13 protein-coding genes are annotated in these 14771 nt (G+C 54.5%); 7 read left to right on the plus strand and 6 right to left on the minus strand.

Annotated features, from left to right (window positions below):
- Positions 1-12: 12 nt before the first annotated feature.
- The gene (locus tag WJU16_RS16045) at positions 13-1155 is read left to right on the plus strand and encodes an acyl-CoA dehydrogenase family protein (RefSeq protein WP_341834495.1); all 1143 of its coding nucleotides are present in this window, start codon (positions 13-15) and stop codon (positions 1153-1155) included.
- 368 nt (positions 1156-1523) lie between these two features.
- Positions 1524-3152 carry an NADP-dependent glyceraldehyde-3-phosphate dehydrogenase gene (locus tag WJU16_RS16050; protein WP_341834496.1) on the plus strand — a complete coding sequence of 543 codons (1629 nt, stop codon included), beginning with the start codon at positions 1524-1526 and terminating at the stop codon, positions 3150-3152.
- A 259-nt stretch (positions 3153-3411) separates the two neighbouring features.
- Here WJU16_RS16050 and WJU16_RS16055 read toward each other — a convergent pair whose 3' ends face one another.
- The gene (locus WJU16_RS16055) at positions 3412-3903 is read right to left on the minus strand and encodes an AraC family transcriptional regulator (protein ID WP_341834497.1); all 492 of its coding nucleotides are present in this window, start codon (positions 3901-3903) and stop codon (positions 3412-3414) included.
- Positions 3904-3998: 95 nt separating this feature from the next.
- On the opposite strand from WJU16_RS16055, the gene WJU16_RS16060 reads away from it, so the two are divergent.
- Positions 3999-4874, plus strand: coding sequence for a c-type cytochrome (locus WJU16_RS16060; protein ID WP_341834498.1), 876 nt, complete (start codon positions 3999-4001; stop codon positions 4872-4874).
- Positions 4875-5141: 267 nt separating this feature from the next.
- On the opposite strand, the gene WJU16_RS16065 is transcribed toward WJU16_RS16060, so the two are convergent.
- From WJU16_RS16065 to WJU16_RS16085, 5 genes are all read right to left on the minus strand, one after another.
- The gene (locus tag WJU16_RS16065; RefSeq protein WP_341834499.1) at positions 5142-5342 is read right to left on the minus strand and encodes a hypothetical protein; all 201 of its coding nucleotides are present in this window, start codon (positions 5340-5342) and stop codon (positions 5142-5144) included.
- A 33-nt stretch (positions 5343-5375) separates the two neighbouring features.
- Positions 5376-6620, minus strand: a complete 1245-nt coding sequence (clpX, locus tag WJU16_RS16070; protein ID WP_341834500.1) for an ATP-dependent Clp protease ATP-binding subunit ClpX — start codon at positions 6618-6620, stop codon at positions 5376-5378.
- A gap of 183 nt (positions 6621-6803) precedes the next feature.
- Positions 6804-7517 carry an ATP-dependent Clp endopeptidase proteolytic subunit ClpP gene (gene clpP, locus WJU16_RS16075; RefSeq protein WP_341834501.1) on the minus strand — a complete coding sequence of 238 codons (714 nt, stop codon included), beginning with the start codon at positions 7515-7517 and terminating at the stop codon, positions 6804-6806.
- Positions 7507-8877, minus strand: coding sequence for a trigger factor (tig, locus tag WJU16_RS16080; RefSeq protein ID WP_341834502.1), 1371 nt, complete (start codon positions 8875-8877; stop codon positions 7507-7509). The genes clpP and tig overlap by 11 nt, the downstream gene beginning before the upstream one ends.
- A 311-nt stretch (positions 8878-9188) precedes the next feature.
- Positions 9189-10217 carry a GntR family transcriptional regulator gene (locus tag WJU16_RS16085; protein ID WP_341834503.1) on the minus strand — a complete coding sequence of 343 codons (1029 nt, stop codon included), beginning with the start codon at positions 10215-10217 and terminating at the stop codon, positions 9189-9191.
- A 111-nt stretch (positions 10218-10328) separates the two neighbouring features.
- Here WJU16_RS16085 and WJU16_RS16090 point away from each other — a divergent pair, with 111 nt between their 5' ends.
- Genes WJU16_RS16090 through WJU16_RS16105 form a run of 4 tightly spaced genes read left to right on the plus strand, consistent with a single transcriptional unit; the run spans position 10329 to position 14768 of the window.
- A complete protein-coding gene (locus WJU16_RS16090) occupies positions 10329-11246 on the plus strand; it encodes an L-rhamnose/proton symporter RhaT (RefSeq protein ID WP_341834504.1) in 918 nt (305 codons plus the stop codon).
- Positions 11180-11383, plus strand: a complete 204-nt coding sequence (locus tag WJU16_RS16095) for an L-rhamnose/proton symporter RhaT (protein ID WP_341834505.1) — start codon at positions 11180-11182, stop codon at positions 11381-11383. Before WJU16_RS16090 ends, WJU16_RS16095 begins: the two co-directional genes overlap by 67 nt.
- Positions 11384-11390: 7 nt before the next feature.
- Positions 11391-13481: a bifunctional aldolase/short-chain dehydrogenase gene (locus WJU16_RS16100; RefSeq protein WP_341834506.1), complete on the plus strand. Its 2091-nt coding sequence runs from the start codon at positions 11391-11393 to the stop codon at positions 13479-13481.
- A 12-nt stretch (positions 13482-13493) separates the two neighbouring features.
- Positions 13494-14768: a sugar isomerase gene (locus WJU16_RS16105; protein ID WP_341834507.1), complete on the plus strand. Its 1275-nt coding sequence runs from the start codon at positions 13494-13496 to the stop codon at positions 14766-14768.
- The last annotated feature ends 3 nt before the right edge of the window (positions 14769-14771 follow it).

Consider the following 14771-nt stretch of genomic DNA (forward strand, 5'->3'; position numbering starts at 1 on the left):
TAATTTCAGGTTATGAATTTTCAGCCAACGGACATGCAACAACAGATTGCGCAGGTGATCAAAGATTTTGGAAAAACCAACATCCAGCCACACATTATGGAATGGGACGAGTCCCAGACATTTCCCGCAGACCTTTTTCACCGGATGGGTGAACTGGGGCTGATGGGCGTACTCGTGCCGGAAACCTATGGCGGCTCAGGGCTCGGGTACCTGGAATATGTGACGGTGATCAGCGAAGTAGCGCGGATTTGCGGCGCGGTGGGATTGAGCCTCGCGGCGCATAACAGCCTGTGCACGGGGCATATCCTGCAGTTCGGTAGCGAGGAACAGAAGCGGCGCTGGCTGCCCAAACTCGCCGCCGGCCAGTGGATCGGCGCCTGGGGACTAACGGAGCCCAACACCGGTTCCGATGCTATGAACATGAAATGCGTGGCCCGCAAAGAAGGCGACGAATGGGTGATCAACGGCACCAAGTGCTGGATCACGCATGGCAAAAGCGGCGACGTGGCCGTAGTGATCGCCCGCACAGGTGAAGTGCGCGACAGTCATGGTATGACCGCCTTCGTGGTGGAACGCGGTACACCGGGCTTCAGCGGTGGTAAGAAAGAAAACAAACTTGGCATGCGCGCTTCGGAAACCGCTGAAATGATTTTCGATAATTGCCGCATCCCGGCCGCCAATATGCTCGGTAAGGAAGGCGACGGATTCATACAATCGATGAAGGTGCTCGACGGTGGCCGTATTTCCATCGCAGCGCTCTCGCTGGGTATCGCGAAAGGCGCTTACGACGCGGCTTTGAAATATGCGCAGGAACGCCAGCAATTCGATAAACCTATTGCCAGCTTCCAGGGGATATCGTTCAAGCTGGCGGATATGGCCACGCAGATCGCGGCGGCGGAATTGCTCACCATGCAGGCCGCGGACATGAAGAACAAACATCTTCCCATGACCAAACAGGCCGCCATGGCTAAATACTATGCATCGGAGATCGCGGTGTCCATTGCGAATGAAGCGGTTCAGGTTTTTGGAGGATATGGCTACACGAAAGATTTCCCGGTGGAGAAGTTTTACCGCGATGCGAAGCTGTGCACCATTGGCGAGGGCACCAGCGAGATCCAAAAAATCGTGATCGCGCGGGAAGTGTTGAAAGCATAAACATAGAAAAGGTCAATCCAAATAGTTCAGCGGCTGGTTCCAGAAGGGCCAGCCGCTGCGGTTTTACAGCGGAAAACAGTTGATACAAGTACGTTTGCGCAACGGTAAAACGCGCTACTTCACAACGGATCACGGGATGGAAATTATCGTGGCTTTCCAACGCCGGCAGTGGAATTAATTTTCACCCTCCATCGGGTGAATACATTCCATTTTAACGCCGTCAAATACTATTTTACCCCGCTTTATACTATTCGCTAATACATAAGTGTAAATTTAATCAATCGATTGCATGACTGTAATTGATTGATAATGATTTCATTATTTTTTAACGATAACTTTTATAAATTGTGGTCCCAAGAATCTAACATATGACAACCTTTGAAGACCAATTGCGTCAGTTATTCCCCGATGCAGCCGCTATTCCGGCGGCGTACGATCTGCCCGGCGAGATACACCAGCGGAGCTATCTGTCAGACGGCGTTATGAAAAACTGGCTGGGCGACGTCCACACGGTAGTATCGCCCATTTGTATTAAAACCCCCAACGGCCTGGAGCGTCGGGTGATCGGTTCGTACCCTCTTTGCGGCCCGGACGAGGCCAGGGCTTCCCTCGACGCCGCCGTGGCCGCGTATGCTGACGGGAGGGGAGAATGGCCCACCATGTCGGTGCCCGAGCGCATCGCCTGCGTGGAGAAATTCACCGGCAAAATGATCGCCCAAAAACAGGAAGTGGTAAAACTCATCATGTGGGAAATCGGTAAATCCTACGCCGACTCCGTGAAGGAATTCGACCGAACGGTAGAGTACATTCACGCCACTATCGACGCGCTCAAGAACCTCGACCGCAAATCGTCGTCCTTCGCCGTGGAGCAGGGCATCATCGGGCAGATACGTCGCAGTCCGCTCGGTGTGGTCCTATGCATGGGGCCTTTCAACTATCCCCTCAACGAAACCTTCACCACGCTGATTCCCGCGTTGATCATGGGCAACACGCTGCTCTTTAAACCGCCGAAGCACGGCACGCTGTTGCACTACCCGCTGCTCGAAGCTTTCCGCGAGTGCTTCCCGAAAGGTGTGGTAAATACGATTTACGGCCGCGGCAACCAGATCATCGCGCCGCTCATGGAATCGGGGAAGATCAACGTGCTCACGCTCATTGGTTCCAGCAAGGTGGCCAACCAGCTGAAGAAGATGCACCCGAAAGTTAACCGCCTCCGCGCCATCCTCGGCCTCGATGCCAAGAACGCCGCCATCATCACGGAAAAGGCCGATATCGACCTAGCGGTGAAAGAATGTGTGCTGGGCTCGCTATCGTTTAACGGTCAACGTTGCACCGCCATCAAGATCGTGTATGTGCACAGCAATGTGGCCGACGAATTCCTGGAGAAGCTTTCCGCTGCCGTGGGCAAGCTGAAGTTCGGGATGCCCTGGGAAAAAGATGTGTTCCTCACTCCGCTGCCCGAGCCTCAGAAGCCGGGTTACCTCCAGAGCTGCGTGGCGGATGCCGTGGCGCACGGCGCGAAAGTGGTGAACCCTTTCGGTGGCGCCGCCAACGCATCGTTTGTATACCCGGCTATCGTGTATCCCGTCAATGAAAAAATGAAACTGTACCGCGAAGAACAATTCGGGCCGGTGATCCCCGTGGTGCCTTTTGATGACATCGAAACGCCGATCCAATACCTGATCGAAGCGGATCATGGCCAGCAGGTGGCCGTGTTTTCCAACGACGCGGCGGAACTTGCTTCGCTCATCGATCCGTTGGTGAACCAGGTGAGCCGCGTGAACATCAATTGCCAATGTCAACGCGGTCCCGACATCTTCCCGTTCACCGGAAGAAAGGATTCCGCGGAAGCTACGCTCTCTGTTTTCGATGCTTTACGCGCCTTTTCAATCCGGTCTTTAGTGGCTACAAAACAGACAGAAGAGAATAAAGCGCTCATAAATGAGATCGTAAGCGCTCAATCTTCGAACTTTTTATCCACAAAGTATATTTTTTAATAAACTGTAAAGCATCATATATCATTCAACTTCCTGATAATGATCATGCTTTTTTCTTTTTTTCAATATTTACACCTTAGTGTGATGGAAAATTGATAACAGAAAGTTAAATTTGAGTTAATTACTTTCCTTACCAATTTATCAACCTAAACATTAAGAAAGATCGAGAAAATTTTACTCCAAAAAGAAGCCGCCCCCCTCGGGGCGGTTTTTATTTGCACCCGCTGAAGGAGTAATGCGGCCTTTTATCCTTTCAACATTACATTTGCCAGGCCTTTAGCTTTGCCGGCGGGAAGCCGTACAGCCGTTTAAAAGCCGCGGAAAAATGATTCGGTGAGCTGTAGCCGAGGAAGTCAGCCACTTCATTTACATTTCTTTTCTCTTCGATAATGAGCCTGCGCGCGGTTTTCATCCGCATTTCCTGCACATAGCCGAACACGGTGTTGCCGAACAATTGCTTGAATCCTTTTTTCAGTTTGAACTCATTGAGCCCGAAGCGGCGGCAGAGGAAGCCGAGGCTGAGGTGCTGTTCGAGGAAGTTTTCGCGAAGGAAATCCTTGACAGACTGGAGCCGTGTTACATCGGCGGGGGGAATAATGCGCCCGGGTTCCGCTTTCACCTGGAAGTGAAGCAATGCCTGGATGGGATCCCAGTCACCCGCGTAATCGGTATCCGGTACCGTCGCGTGGTCCATGAAAAATGCATGCGTGGCTACAACGCTTTGCGCGTCGATTGAAGTTTTTGGGGTCATAACGAAATCCGTTTGTCGTACTGTATTATCCGTTTTGCGTACCACCAGGGGGTACAGGGTGGCGTACTTTTGATGCCACAAAAATAATCAATCTTATGTTGCGGAAAGTACTGAAATGGACAGGCGGAATCATCGGTTTACTGGTGGCGGGCCTTCTTATATTTTATTTCACCATGCATATCAAGGTGAAAAATAAACGGGACAAAATCTACGACGTAGAAGTACGGATGTTCGAGATTCCCTCGGATTCCGCCACTGTAGCGGCTGGTGCGCATATCTACGCAACGCGTGGCTGCGCAGATTGCCACGGCGCCGATATGACCGGAAAAATTTTTATGGATGAAGGACCGATCGGTACCCTTTCCGGCACCAACCTTACCCGCGGCAAAGGCAGCAAAGTGGCGGAATATACCGACCGCGACTGGATCCTGGCGCTCCGGCACGGTATCCGTAAAGACGGGAAATCCTTACTGGTCATGCCTTCCTACGAATATTACCGGATGACGGACAAGGATCTGGGTTCGCTGATTGCTTATCTCAAGGCGGCGCCCCCGGCAGATCATGAAACAGCCCCGCCGCGACTGGGCCCCCTCGGCACGGTGCTCTCCGCCCTCGATAAAATCCCCCTTATCCCCGCCGAAAAAATCGACCATGCCTGGCGGCCCGGTAGACCCATTCCGAAAGGCCCCACAGCCGAATACGGCCAATACCTCTCCATGTCCTGCACCGGATGCCACCAACCTAATCTGAAAGGCGGAGAAAGCCCCATTCCCGGCGGCGTTTACGTCAGAGACATCACCACCGCCGGCAACATCGGCAAATGGTCGGAGCAGGAGTTTATCGCCGTGCTGCGTACCGGCAACACCCCCGATGGCCGCGCCATCAAAAACGAAGACATGCCCTGGCAAATGACCAACAAGTATTCGGACGAGGAGCTGACCGCCCTGTATAGATATTTGAAAACCCTGTAACTATCGCCCGTCCGGGAACGATATACAAACTGGAGATCAAAATAATTTTTGAACGGGATAGGGGTAGCAGGGAAGAAGCGGCGTTATATGTACGCAACCCCAAAGGACAGGGACTTTATTATAAACAAACAGAGACGCCGGGAGGCGCCTCTGTATAAAAAAGATGGATATGCTTTTGTTGCTTGTGTCTGCTGCGCAGAATTCGCGTGATTTCATTTATTGTCTGGTTTCAGACGCCTGCCGCAGCATCCGTCGCGCTGCCTGATGTTAATCCAGAAAATCTTCAGCGGCGTCCGGCTTTTGTGGTTGGGCGCCGCCTGCCATTCCGGCAAACCACACGTCCACATTGCCCGCGATCATCTGGGGCAGTTTGCTTTTCACGAAATCTTTCACGGCTTCGATGGCTTTTGCGGCCTGTTCGTCGTTTATGCCGGCTTTATCTTTTACTTGCTGGATGAGCTCTTGCATCGGGTTACTTTTTATCGTTGATGAAACGGGTGATCAGGCTACCTTGAGGGCTACGAGCGTACTTTTCTCAAGCTTCTCCGCGGCATAGGCGCGGGTGAGCACAAAAGTTTTCTCATTGGTGCTGGGCAGGTTGAACATCGCGTCGGCCAGTACCACTTCGCAGATGGAGCGAAGGCCGCGGGCGCCCAGCTTGTATTCCAGGGCTTTTTCCACGATGTAATCCACCGCATCGGCTTCTATCTCGAAATCGATCCCTTCCACCTTGAACAGTTTCTTGTATTGTTTTACCAGGGCGTTGCGGGGCTGGGTGAGGATGGCTTTGAGCGCGTCCTTGTCCAGGGTATTGAGATAGGTTACCACCGGCAGGCGGCCCAGCAGCTCGGGGATGAGGCCGAATTGCTTGAGGTCCTGCGAATTGATGTAGCGCAGGATGTGCTTCCGGTTCTGCTCTTCCTGTTCCTTGTTCACCGTAAACCCGATAGAATGGGTCTGGATACGGCGGGAAATGATACGGTCAACGCCGTCGAAAGCGCCGCCGCAGATGAAGAGGATATTCTGGGTGTTTACCTTGATCAGTTTTTGCTCGGGGTGCTTGCGGCCGCCTTGCGGGGGAACGAGCACCTCGGTGCCTTCCAGGAGCTTGAGGAGGCCCTGTTGCACGCCTTCGCCGCTCACGTCGCGGGTGATGGAAGGGTTATCGCTTTTGCGGGCGATTTTATCGATCTCATCGATGTATACAATACCTCTTTCAGCGGCTTCCACGTCGTAATTGCAAACCTGGAGGAGGCGGGTCAGGATGCTTTCCACGTCTTCCCCTACATAACCGGCTTCAGTAAACACGGTCGCGTCTACGATGGTGAAGGGTACGTTGAGGAGGCGGGCGATGGATTTGGCCAGCAGGGTTTTGCCCGTACCGGTTTCACCTACCATGATGAGGTTGCTTTTCTCGATCTCCACGTCATCTTCCGTCACCTGCTGGTTCAGGCGTTTGTAGTGGTTGTAAACGGCCACGGCGAGGATTTTCTTCGCATCGTCCTGACCGATCACGTATTCATCCAGGAATTGCTTGATCTCTACCGGCTTGGCGACTTTGGGGACAAAGTGCGAAGGGCCGGCTTTGCGGGGAGCCTCCCCGCCCGGGTTCAGTTCCTGCTCGATGATCTCCTGTGCATTGGCCACGCAGTTTTCACAGATATGGCCTTCCGCCCCGGCGATCAGTATCCTCACCTCGTCTTTGTTCCGGTTGCAGAACGAACAGCGTATCTTGGATTCTTTCATTTATCAGATTTTTTGAATGTAAGGCTGTTTTTGCCTGATTTACAAGGTTACAAAATTACGCTTTTTTTGCGGCTTTCGGAAGGGGAAATAGGCCGGAATGCCATGCACGGCGGCCGAACCGGGTATGGCAAGAAAAAAGGCGCTTCCGTTCAGAAGCGCCTTTTTTATGCGTTTGTCCGTCAGTTACTGGGCAGTGCCATTGCCTTCCGCAGCTTTCTTACGGGGATTCTTATCCAGTACGTCGTCGATGATGCCATATTCCTTGGCTTCGTCGGCTGTCATCCAGAAGTCACGGTCACCGTCTTTCTCCACTTTTTTCACGGGTTGGCCGCAGTGGGAGGCGATGATTTCGTTCAGCTCTTTCTTCAGCTTCACGAATTCGCGTGCGGTGATCTCAATGTCGGAGGTTTGGCCTTCCGCGCCGCCATGCGGCTGGTGGATCATCACACGGGCGTGTTTCAGGGCGGTACGCTTGCCTTTCGTGCCGGCTACCAGCAGTACGGCGCCGAAAGAGGCGGCCATACCAGTGCAGATAGTGGCGATGTCGGGCGAAACGATCTGCATGGTATCATAGATACCCAGACCGGCATATACGGAGCCACCGGGGCTGTTGATGTACATCTGGATGTCGCGGTTGCGGTCGGCGGACTCCAGGAACAACAACTGTGCGGTGATCACATTCGCCACATAGTCGTTCACCGGGTCACCCAAAAAGATGATACGGTCGGCCATCAGTCGGGAAAACACGTCCATCTGCTGCATGTTCAGCTGACGCTCCTCCAGGATATAGGGGGTAAGCGCGTTGAACTGCGAGCTACGGGCGTAACTATCTACAACCAGGCTGCTGATTCCTCTGTGGTGGATCGCATATTTCCGGAATTCGTTATTAATGTTCATGATGGTGATGTTTATGAGGTAATTTAACAAATTCTTCTGCAGTAATTTCCTCCTCTTTTACGTTCACCTTGGCTTCAGCCCAATCAAACAGCTTCTGGGTGATCAGTTCGCGATAAGTCTGGTCAACATACTTCTCGTCCTGCAGCAGGCGCTCCAGGTAGCTGTCCATCCACTCTGCCTGCTCGCCGCCGAGGCCGTAATAAGACATGAGTTTGGTACGCGCGTTGTCTTTCAGTTCGTCGAAAGAAACGTCGAGTTTGTTATCGCGGATCAGTTTGTCGCTGATGAGGGTCCAGCGCAGCTGATGGTCGAAGTTCGGGTATTCCTGTTCTGCTTCGGCTTCCGTTTTCGGATTTTCGCCGCCTTTCTGCAGCCAGCGTTTGAGGAAGTCTTTCGGAAGCTCGATAGGCGTTTCGTGCACCAGCGTCTCGAACAGGTCGTTGTGCAGGTGGTTCGTAGCTTCCTGTTTCCAGTACTTGCCGATCTCTTCGCGGAGTTTTTCGCGGAAAGCTTCAGCGGTAGCGATGTTCTGGCCGGGGTATACTTCGTTGAAGAATTCCTCGTTCAGCTCGCGTTTTTCGATCAGGGTGAGTTTGGTGATGGTGAGCTGGAAGTATTTTTTCGCAGCGTCTTTGTCATTGGCCAGGCCGAGGTCTTTGGTGATGTATTCGATACGGTCTTTATCGAAAGCTTTTGACAGCTGGAGCACCACAGTGTCGCCCACTTTTTTGCCCATCAGTTTCTCCTGTGCGGCGGCGGAGAAGGTTTTCACGAGGAGGGAGTTTTCCTTCTTCTCGGCGCCTTCCGCGATGTTGCCTTTGCTGTCGGTTTCAATGAACTCGAGGTTCAGCACGTTGTTTTCACCGGTTACGGTTTCGGGTTCGCTGGATTTGCCGCCTTTCAGCTGCAGGCGGTCCAGTTCCTGGTCAACGATCTCGTCGGTCACCTTTACATTGTAGCGGGTGAGGGAAGTTTTCGCGAGCAGGGGATCCACGTCGAATGCGGGCTTCAGGCCTACTTCAAACGCGAAGTCGAATGCTTCGGGTTTATTGTAATCGAAGTTCTTTGCTTCATTCTCGAGGGAGAGGGGCTGGGCGAAGATCTCCAGTTTCTCGTTCTGGATGTAAGTCATCAGTTCCTTTTCCACCGTTTTCAGAATTTCGTCTGCAAACAGCGCCTGGCCGCTCATTTTTTTGATCATGCCGGCGGGAACCTGGCCTTTCCGGAATCCAGGGATGTTGGCTGTTTTGGAAAAATGCTTTACAGCTTTCTCGAAATTCGGAAGGTAATCTTCCTGGCTCACTTTCACAGTGATCTTATCATTTAATAAACCAATGTTCTCTCTGGTTACGGTTGCCATTTTTGCTTTTTGTTAATATTAAAACACAGAAAATAAATATTGTTTGTTGTTTCCCGTGCCCAATCCTGTCAACCAAGATTGTGCCACGGCCCCGCAGTACGGGAAACCTGCCTTTTTAGCAGGGCGGGAGGGCCGTTTGACCGACAGAATATCACAAACCCCGGTCCCCGGAACATGCCCGGCGCCAGATAAAGCGATAGATTTCAACGGTTTGTAAAAAATGCCACTACCGGCGAAGCGCGAAGATAGCGCGTTTTCGTGAATTTATGCCCTATAGCAACTCATATAAGAAAACATCGGCATGGGAAGCTTCAGAGCGAAGCCCGTGGCGTCACACGGAAGGGAACCTCCACCTGCGACAGCGCCCCGTCGAGGATCATTCCCGCCGCCAGCTCGCCCATCAGCTGGAAGTCGGTCGAAATAGTCGTCAAACCATTCAGGATAAAGGGTTTCAGCGGGGTTTCATTATACGAGACGATCCCCGCATCCTTCCCCGGTGTGAGCCCCTGCGCCCGCGTCTTCCCGATCAGCTCCACCAGGTCGCTTTCCCGCAGGTTGATATATACCTCCCCCGGCCGCACGCCACCGGCGGTTAAGTCATGCACCACCCGCGCCGGGAAGGCATAATCCTGGCAGAACTGCAGGAACCCGTCGCGGATCTCGTCGGGGTAATACGTGTTCTCCGGGAAGATGAGCGTCAACGCCTGGTAATGCTCCAGCCGCTCCCGCAAGGCTTCCAGCGCCTCGTAAATGTTCTCCCGGAAATTCTCGTACACGGCGCCGTAACCGCCCGTCACGCCCTTCAGCTTTTTGTCGAGCAGGATGAGCTTCTCACGGGGAATGTCGTTGAGCAATTCCTCCACCTCCACGCGCTCCCGGAAATGCGGGAGGATCACCACGTGCGTGTATTCGGACAGATTCCTCTGCAACAGTTTCTTGAACAACCCGAAATCGCTGTTGTAAATATAGAAGTCGATGCTGGCCGCGTCGCCCAGTTTGCCGGCGAAGGCGTCGTAAATGATTTTTTTATGTTCGCTGAGCTTGTTGAAAAGTAACAGGATCTTGAACTGCTGGCGCAGCCCCGTTTGCTGCACGAAATATCCTTTGCCCGGCACGGAGCCCAGGATCCCGCGGGCTTTCAGCAACTTGAGCGATTTTTCGGCCGTGTCGCGCGAGATGTCCAGCTTGTAGGAAAGCTCGTTGATGGAAGGAAGGATGTCGTTCTGCTTGATCTTTCCCTCGCCAATCGCCTGCAAAAGCGCGTCGGCCAGCTGCTGGTATTTCGGCGTGGCGGAGAAGTCGTCGATGGCGATGTGCCGGAGGATGTCTGGTGTTTTCATAACGTCTCCCAAAGTAGTGAAATAATTGAAAAAACACAGGCAGGACGGGGCATGACAGTGATTCCGGACGCTTTGCATATTTTGTGAGTCACTTACAAAAATCCACGTTTTATGAATGCTATCCTGGGATTGTTCTTCCATTTGCTGGGCGGGTTCGCCTCCGGAAGTTTTTATCTGCCATACAAAAAAGTCAGGGGCTGGAGCTGGGAAAGTTACTGGATCACCGGCGGGATTTTCTCCTGGCTTTTTGTTCCGTTTATCGCAGCGTGGATCACCGTGCCGGGGTTCATGGACATCATCCGCAACACCGATGGCGCCACCCTGTTCTGGACGTATATCCTGGGTGTGCTCTGGGGCATCGGCGGCCTCACCTTCGGCTTATCGATGCGCTACCTCGGCATGAGCCTCGGAATGGCCGTGGCACTGGGCTTCTGTTCCGCCTTCGGCGCGCTCATTCCACCCATCTACCGCAGCATTATGGCGGAAAGCGAACATACTTTCGGCGCGATGATCAGTACGCACGGCGGCGTGTTCGTACTCCTCGGCGTGGCGGTTTGCCTGCTGGGGATCATGATCAGCGGCAAAGCGGGGATGCGGAAAGAGAAAGAACTGACAAACGACCAGAAGCAGGAGAATATCCGCGAGTTCGACCTGAAGAAAGGTTTGACGGTAGCCAGTATTTCCGGTATTCTCAGCGCCTGCATGAGTTTCGCGATTTCCGCGGGAGGATCCATGGGAAAGGAAGCAGTCGCAAACGGCGCCAATCCGCTGTTCGCCAACAACGTAACTTTTGTAGTGATCATGCTCGGCGGGTTAACGACCAACTTTATCTGGTGCATGATTCTCAACGCACGCAACCGTTCTTTTAAAGATTATACGAACAGGAAAACGCCGCTGGCCGCGAATTACTTTTTTCCGCCCTGGCCGGCACCACCTGGTTCATGCAATTCTTCTTCTACGGTATGGGAGAAAGCAAGCTTGGCAACGGCGCCGGCTCATGGATTCTCCATATGGCCTTTATCATTCTGATTTCCACGTTATGGGGGTTTGCGCTGAAAGAATGGAAAGGCGTGTCCCCCAAAACCTACCGGACAGTACTCGCGGGAATCGCCACGATTATTTTGTCTGTCATGCTGGTAGGATACGGCACTTCACTTGAAAATTAATTGATCGATGACGAAGCAATTCAAACATGTAAGTTATTTATGGGATGAGGCCAAAGCCGCCGCGATGGCCGGCGATGAGGTGGCCCTGTTGATCTACCGGTCCAACCTCCTGGGCGCCGATCTGCGGCTCACCAACTACGGCGGCGGCAACACCAGCTGCAAGGCCACCGCTCCGGACCCCCTCACCGGCAAACCCGTGGAAGTAATGTGGGTGAAAGGTTCCGGCGGCGACCTCGGCACGCTCCAGCGCAGCGGCCTCGCCGCGCTGTATGTGGACCGCCTCCGCAGCCTGAAAAATATTTACAAAGGCATGCAGATGGAAGATGAAATGGTAACGCTCTTCGATCATTGCATCTACGACCTCAAATCCAAAGCGCCTTCCATCGATACGCCCCTGCACGGTTTCCTGCCGTTCAAACATATCGACCACCTGCACCCGGACGCGGCCATCGCCATCGCCGCGGCGAAAGACGGGGAGCAGATCACCAAGGAGCTGTTCGGCGGCAAGATCGGCTGGGTGGCCTGGCAGCGCCCGGGCTTCGACCTCGGCCTGCAGCTGAAAGCCTGCCTCGACGAAAACCCCGGGATCCGCGGCATCATGCTCGGCTCGCACGGGCTCTTCACCTGGGGCGATACGGCTTACGAATCCTACATCAACACGCTCGAAGTGATCGAGCAGTGCGCGGAATACCTGGAGAAGCACCTCGGCAAGGCGCGCCCCGTTTTCGGCGGCCCCCGCATGCAGGCGCTCCCCAAAGAAGAAAGGCTCGCCAAAGCAGCAGAGATGGCGCCCGAACTGAGAGGGCTCGCGTCGTCCCACCAGCGGATGATCGGCCATTTCACCGACGACGAGCGCGTGTTGCAGTTTATGCATTCCAACGACCTGGAGCGCCTCGCGCCCCTCGGCACCTCCTGCCCCGACCACTTCCTCCGCACCAAAATCAGCCCGCTGGTACTGCATCCCGAAACAGCGGCAGACCGCACCCGGTTGGAAGCCGCGTTTGAAGCATACCGGAAAATGTACGCGGAATATTACGAGGCCTGCAAACATCCGAATAGTCCCGCCATGCGCGACCCGAACCCGGTAGTGATATTGTGCCCGGGAATTGGTATGTTCACATTTGCAAAAGACAAGCAAACGGCGCGCGTGGCCGCTGAATTCTATATCAACGCCATCAACGTGATGCGCGGCGCTGAAGCGGTATCATCTTACACTTCGCTGCCCCGCCAGGAAGCTTTCGACATCGAATACTGGCTGCTGGAGGAAGCGAAGCTGCAACGCATGCCGAAACCCAAGGCGCTCACCGGCCGCATCGCCCTGGTAACGGGCAGCGCCGGCGGCATCGGGAAGGCAATTGCGCGGAAGTTTGCCCAGGAAGGCGCTGTGGTGGTGCTCAGCGATAACAACGCCGACCGCCTCGCCGAAGCCAAAGCATCCTTCGAAAAGGAATTCGGAAAAGATACCTGCGCCGCCGCATTGCTCGACGTGAAAGACGCCGGCAACGTATCCAACGCCTACCGCACCGCTGCGCTGGCATTCGGAGGAATGGACATCGTGGTGAACTGCGCCGGGCTCTCCATCTCCAAACCGCTGGAAGAGCATACCGAAAAAGACTGGGATCTGTTGTACGATGTACTCGTGAAAGGCCAGTTCCTCGTTACCCAGTCGGGGGTAGACGTGATGCGTAAGCAAAACCTCGGCGGCGACGTGCTGAACATCGTGAGCAAGAACGCCCTCGTATCCGGCCCCAACAACGCCGCGTACGGTTCCGCCAAGGCCGCGCAGCTGCACCTGAGCCGCCTCAATGCGGCGGAGCTGGGGAAAGACCGCATCCGGGTGAACGTGGTGAACCCCGACGCAGTGATCGCCGACAGCACCATATGGGCCGGCGCCTGGGCGGAAGGAAGGGCTAAAGCCTACGGCGTGAAAGTGGAAGAGCTGCCGGCTTACTATGCCAAACGCACGCTGCTCAACCAGGTGATCCTGCCGGAAGATATCGCGGATGCCTGCTTCGCTTTTGTAGGAGGATTATTGCAGAAAGCCACCGGTAACGTGCTGAATGTAGATGGCGGAGTAGCCATGGCTTTCGTCAGATAAAAATAGAACACCATGCAAATCGACCAGAATAAAATAGACGGTTACAATAGCCAGTCGCTCCGCAAACATGAGCGGGCGCTGGCATTTCTTCAGGGCGAGATCCCCCATGCGGCGGAAATCATTTCCCAGCTCGGCGAATTCCAGATCGCGATTCCCAGCTGGGCCCTCGGCACCGGGGGCACCCGGTTCGGCAGGTTCCCCGCAGGCGGCGAGCCCCGCAACCTCGAAGAAAAAATCGAAGACATCGGGCTGCTGCATCGCCTCAACCGCGCCAGCGGCGCCATTTCGCTCCACATCCCCTGGGATATCCCGGAAGATCCCGCGCACATCCGCGCAGTCGCCGCCGCGCACGGGCTGAAGTTCGACGCCATGAACTCCAACACCTTCCAGGACCAGCCGGGCCAGGCGCACAGCTACAAATTCGGTTCCCTTCAGAACGTGAGCCGCGATATCCGCCAGCAAGCCATCGAACATAATATCGAAGTGATCCGCCACGGCATTGCCCTGGGATCGGAATCGCTTACGGTCTGGCTGTCCGACGGCTCCTGCTTCCCCGGCCAGCTCAGCTTCCGCAAAGCGTTTGAAAATACGCTGGAAGGTTTAAGCGAGATCTACGCCGAACTGCCCGACAACTGGAAAATGTTCGTCGAATACAAAGCCTTCGAACCGAACTTCTATTCCACCACGGTGGGCGACTGGGGGCAATCCCTGCTCTACGCCTCCAAGCTCGGCCCTAAGGCTTATACACTGGTGGATCTGGGCCATCATCTCCCTAATGCCAACATCGAACAGATCGTGGCGCTGCTGCTGATGGAAGGCAAGCTGGGCGGATTCCATTTCAACGATTCCAAATACGGCGACGACGACCTCACCGTAGGCAGCATCAAGCCGTACCAGCTGTTCCTGATTTTCTGCGAACTGGTAGACGGTATGAATGCGCGCGGCATGAAACATGCCACCGATTTGGGCTGGATGATCGACGCGTCGCATAATGTGAAAGATCCGCTGGAAGACCTGCTGCAATCCGTGGAAGCAATCCAGATTGCTTATGCCCAGGCGCTGCTGGTGGATCGCAAAGCCCTCACCGCCGCGCAGGAGCGCAATGACGTGGTGGCGGCCCAGGAAATATTGCAACAGGCGTACCGGACGGACGTTCGTCCGATGGTAGCCGAAGCGCGCCTCCGCGCAGGCGGCGCCCTGGAGCCGCTTTCCGTGTACCGCGGCGAGCAGGTGCGGGCGGGGCTTATCCGCAGGAGGGGGCTTGTTACCATCGCTACAGGTTTATAAACC

Origin of the sequence: Chitinophaga pollutisoli (assembly GCF_038396755.1) — a bacterium.
GTDB lineage: Bacteria > Bacteroidota > Bacteroidia > Chitinophagales > Chitinophagaceae > Chitinophaga > Chitinophaga pollutisoli.

Bases quoted from the DNA above. Each gene is read 5' to 3' on its own strand.
- WJU16_RS16105 (WP_341834507.1), top strand. From the start codon at position 13,494: ATGCAAATCGACCAGAATAAAATAGACGGTTACAATAGCCAGTCGCTC.
- WJU16_RS16090 (WP_341834504.1), top strand. From the start codon at position 10,329: ATGAATGCTATCCTGGGATTGTTCTTCCATTTGCTGGGCGGGTTCGCC.
- WJU16_RS16055 (WP_341834497.1), bottom strand. From the start codon at position 3,903: ATGACCCCAAAAACTTCAATCGACGCGCAAAGCGTTGTAGCCACGCAT.
- WJU16_RS16045 (WP_341834495.1), top strand. From the start codon at position 13: ATGAATTTTCAGCCAACGGACATGCAACAACAGATTGCGCAGGTGATC.
- tig (WP_341834502.1), bottom strand. From the start codon at position 8,877: ATGGCAACCGTAACCAGAGAGAACATTGGTTTATTAAATGATAAGATC.
- WJU16_RS16060 (WP_341834498.1), top strand. From the start codon at position 3,999: ATGTTGCGGAAAGTACTGAAATGGACAGGCGGAATCATCGGTTTACTG.
- clpP (WP_341834501.1), bottom strand. From the start codon at position 7,517: ATGAACATTAATAACGAATTCCGGAAATATGCGATCCACCACAGAGGA.
- WJU16_RS16100 (WP_341834506.1), top strand. From the start codon at position 11,391: ATGACGAAGCAATTCAAACATGTAAGTTATTTATGGGATGAGGCCAAA.
- WJU16_RS16065 (WP_341834499.1), bottom strand. From the start codon at position 5,342: ATGCAAGAGCTCATCCAGCAAGTAAAAGATAAAGCCGGCATAAACGAC.
- WJU16_RS16050 (WP_341834496.1), top strand. From the start codon at position 1,524: ATGACAACCTTTGAAGACCAATTGCGTCAGTTATTCCCCGATGCAGCC.
- clpX (WP_341834500.1), bottom strand. From the start codon at position 6,620: ATGAAAGAATCCAAGATACGCTGTTCGTTCTGCAACCGGAACAAAGAC.
- WJU16_RS16095 (WP_341834505.1), top strand. From the start codon at position 11,180: ATGGGAGAAAGCAAGCTTGGCAACGGCGCCGGCTCATGGATTCTCCAT.
- WJU16_RS16085 (WP_341834503.1), bottom strand. From the start codon at position 10,217: ATGAAAACACCAGACATCCTCCGGCACATCGCCATCGACGACTTCTCC.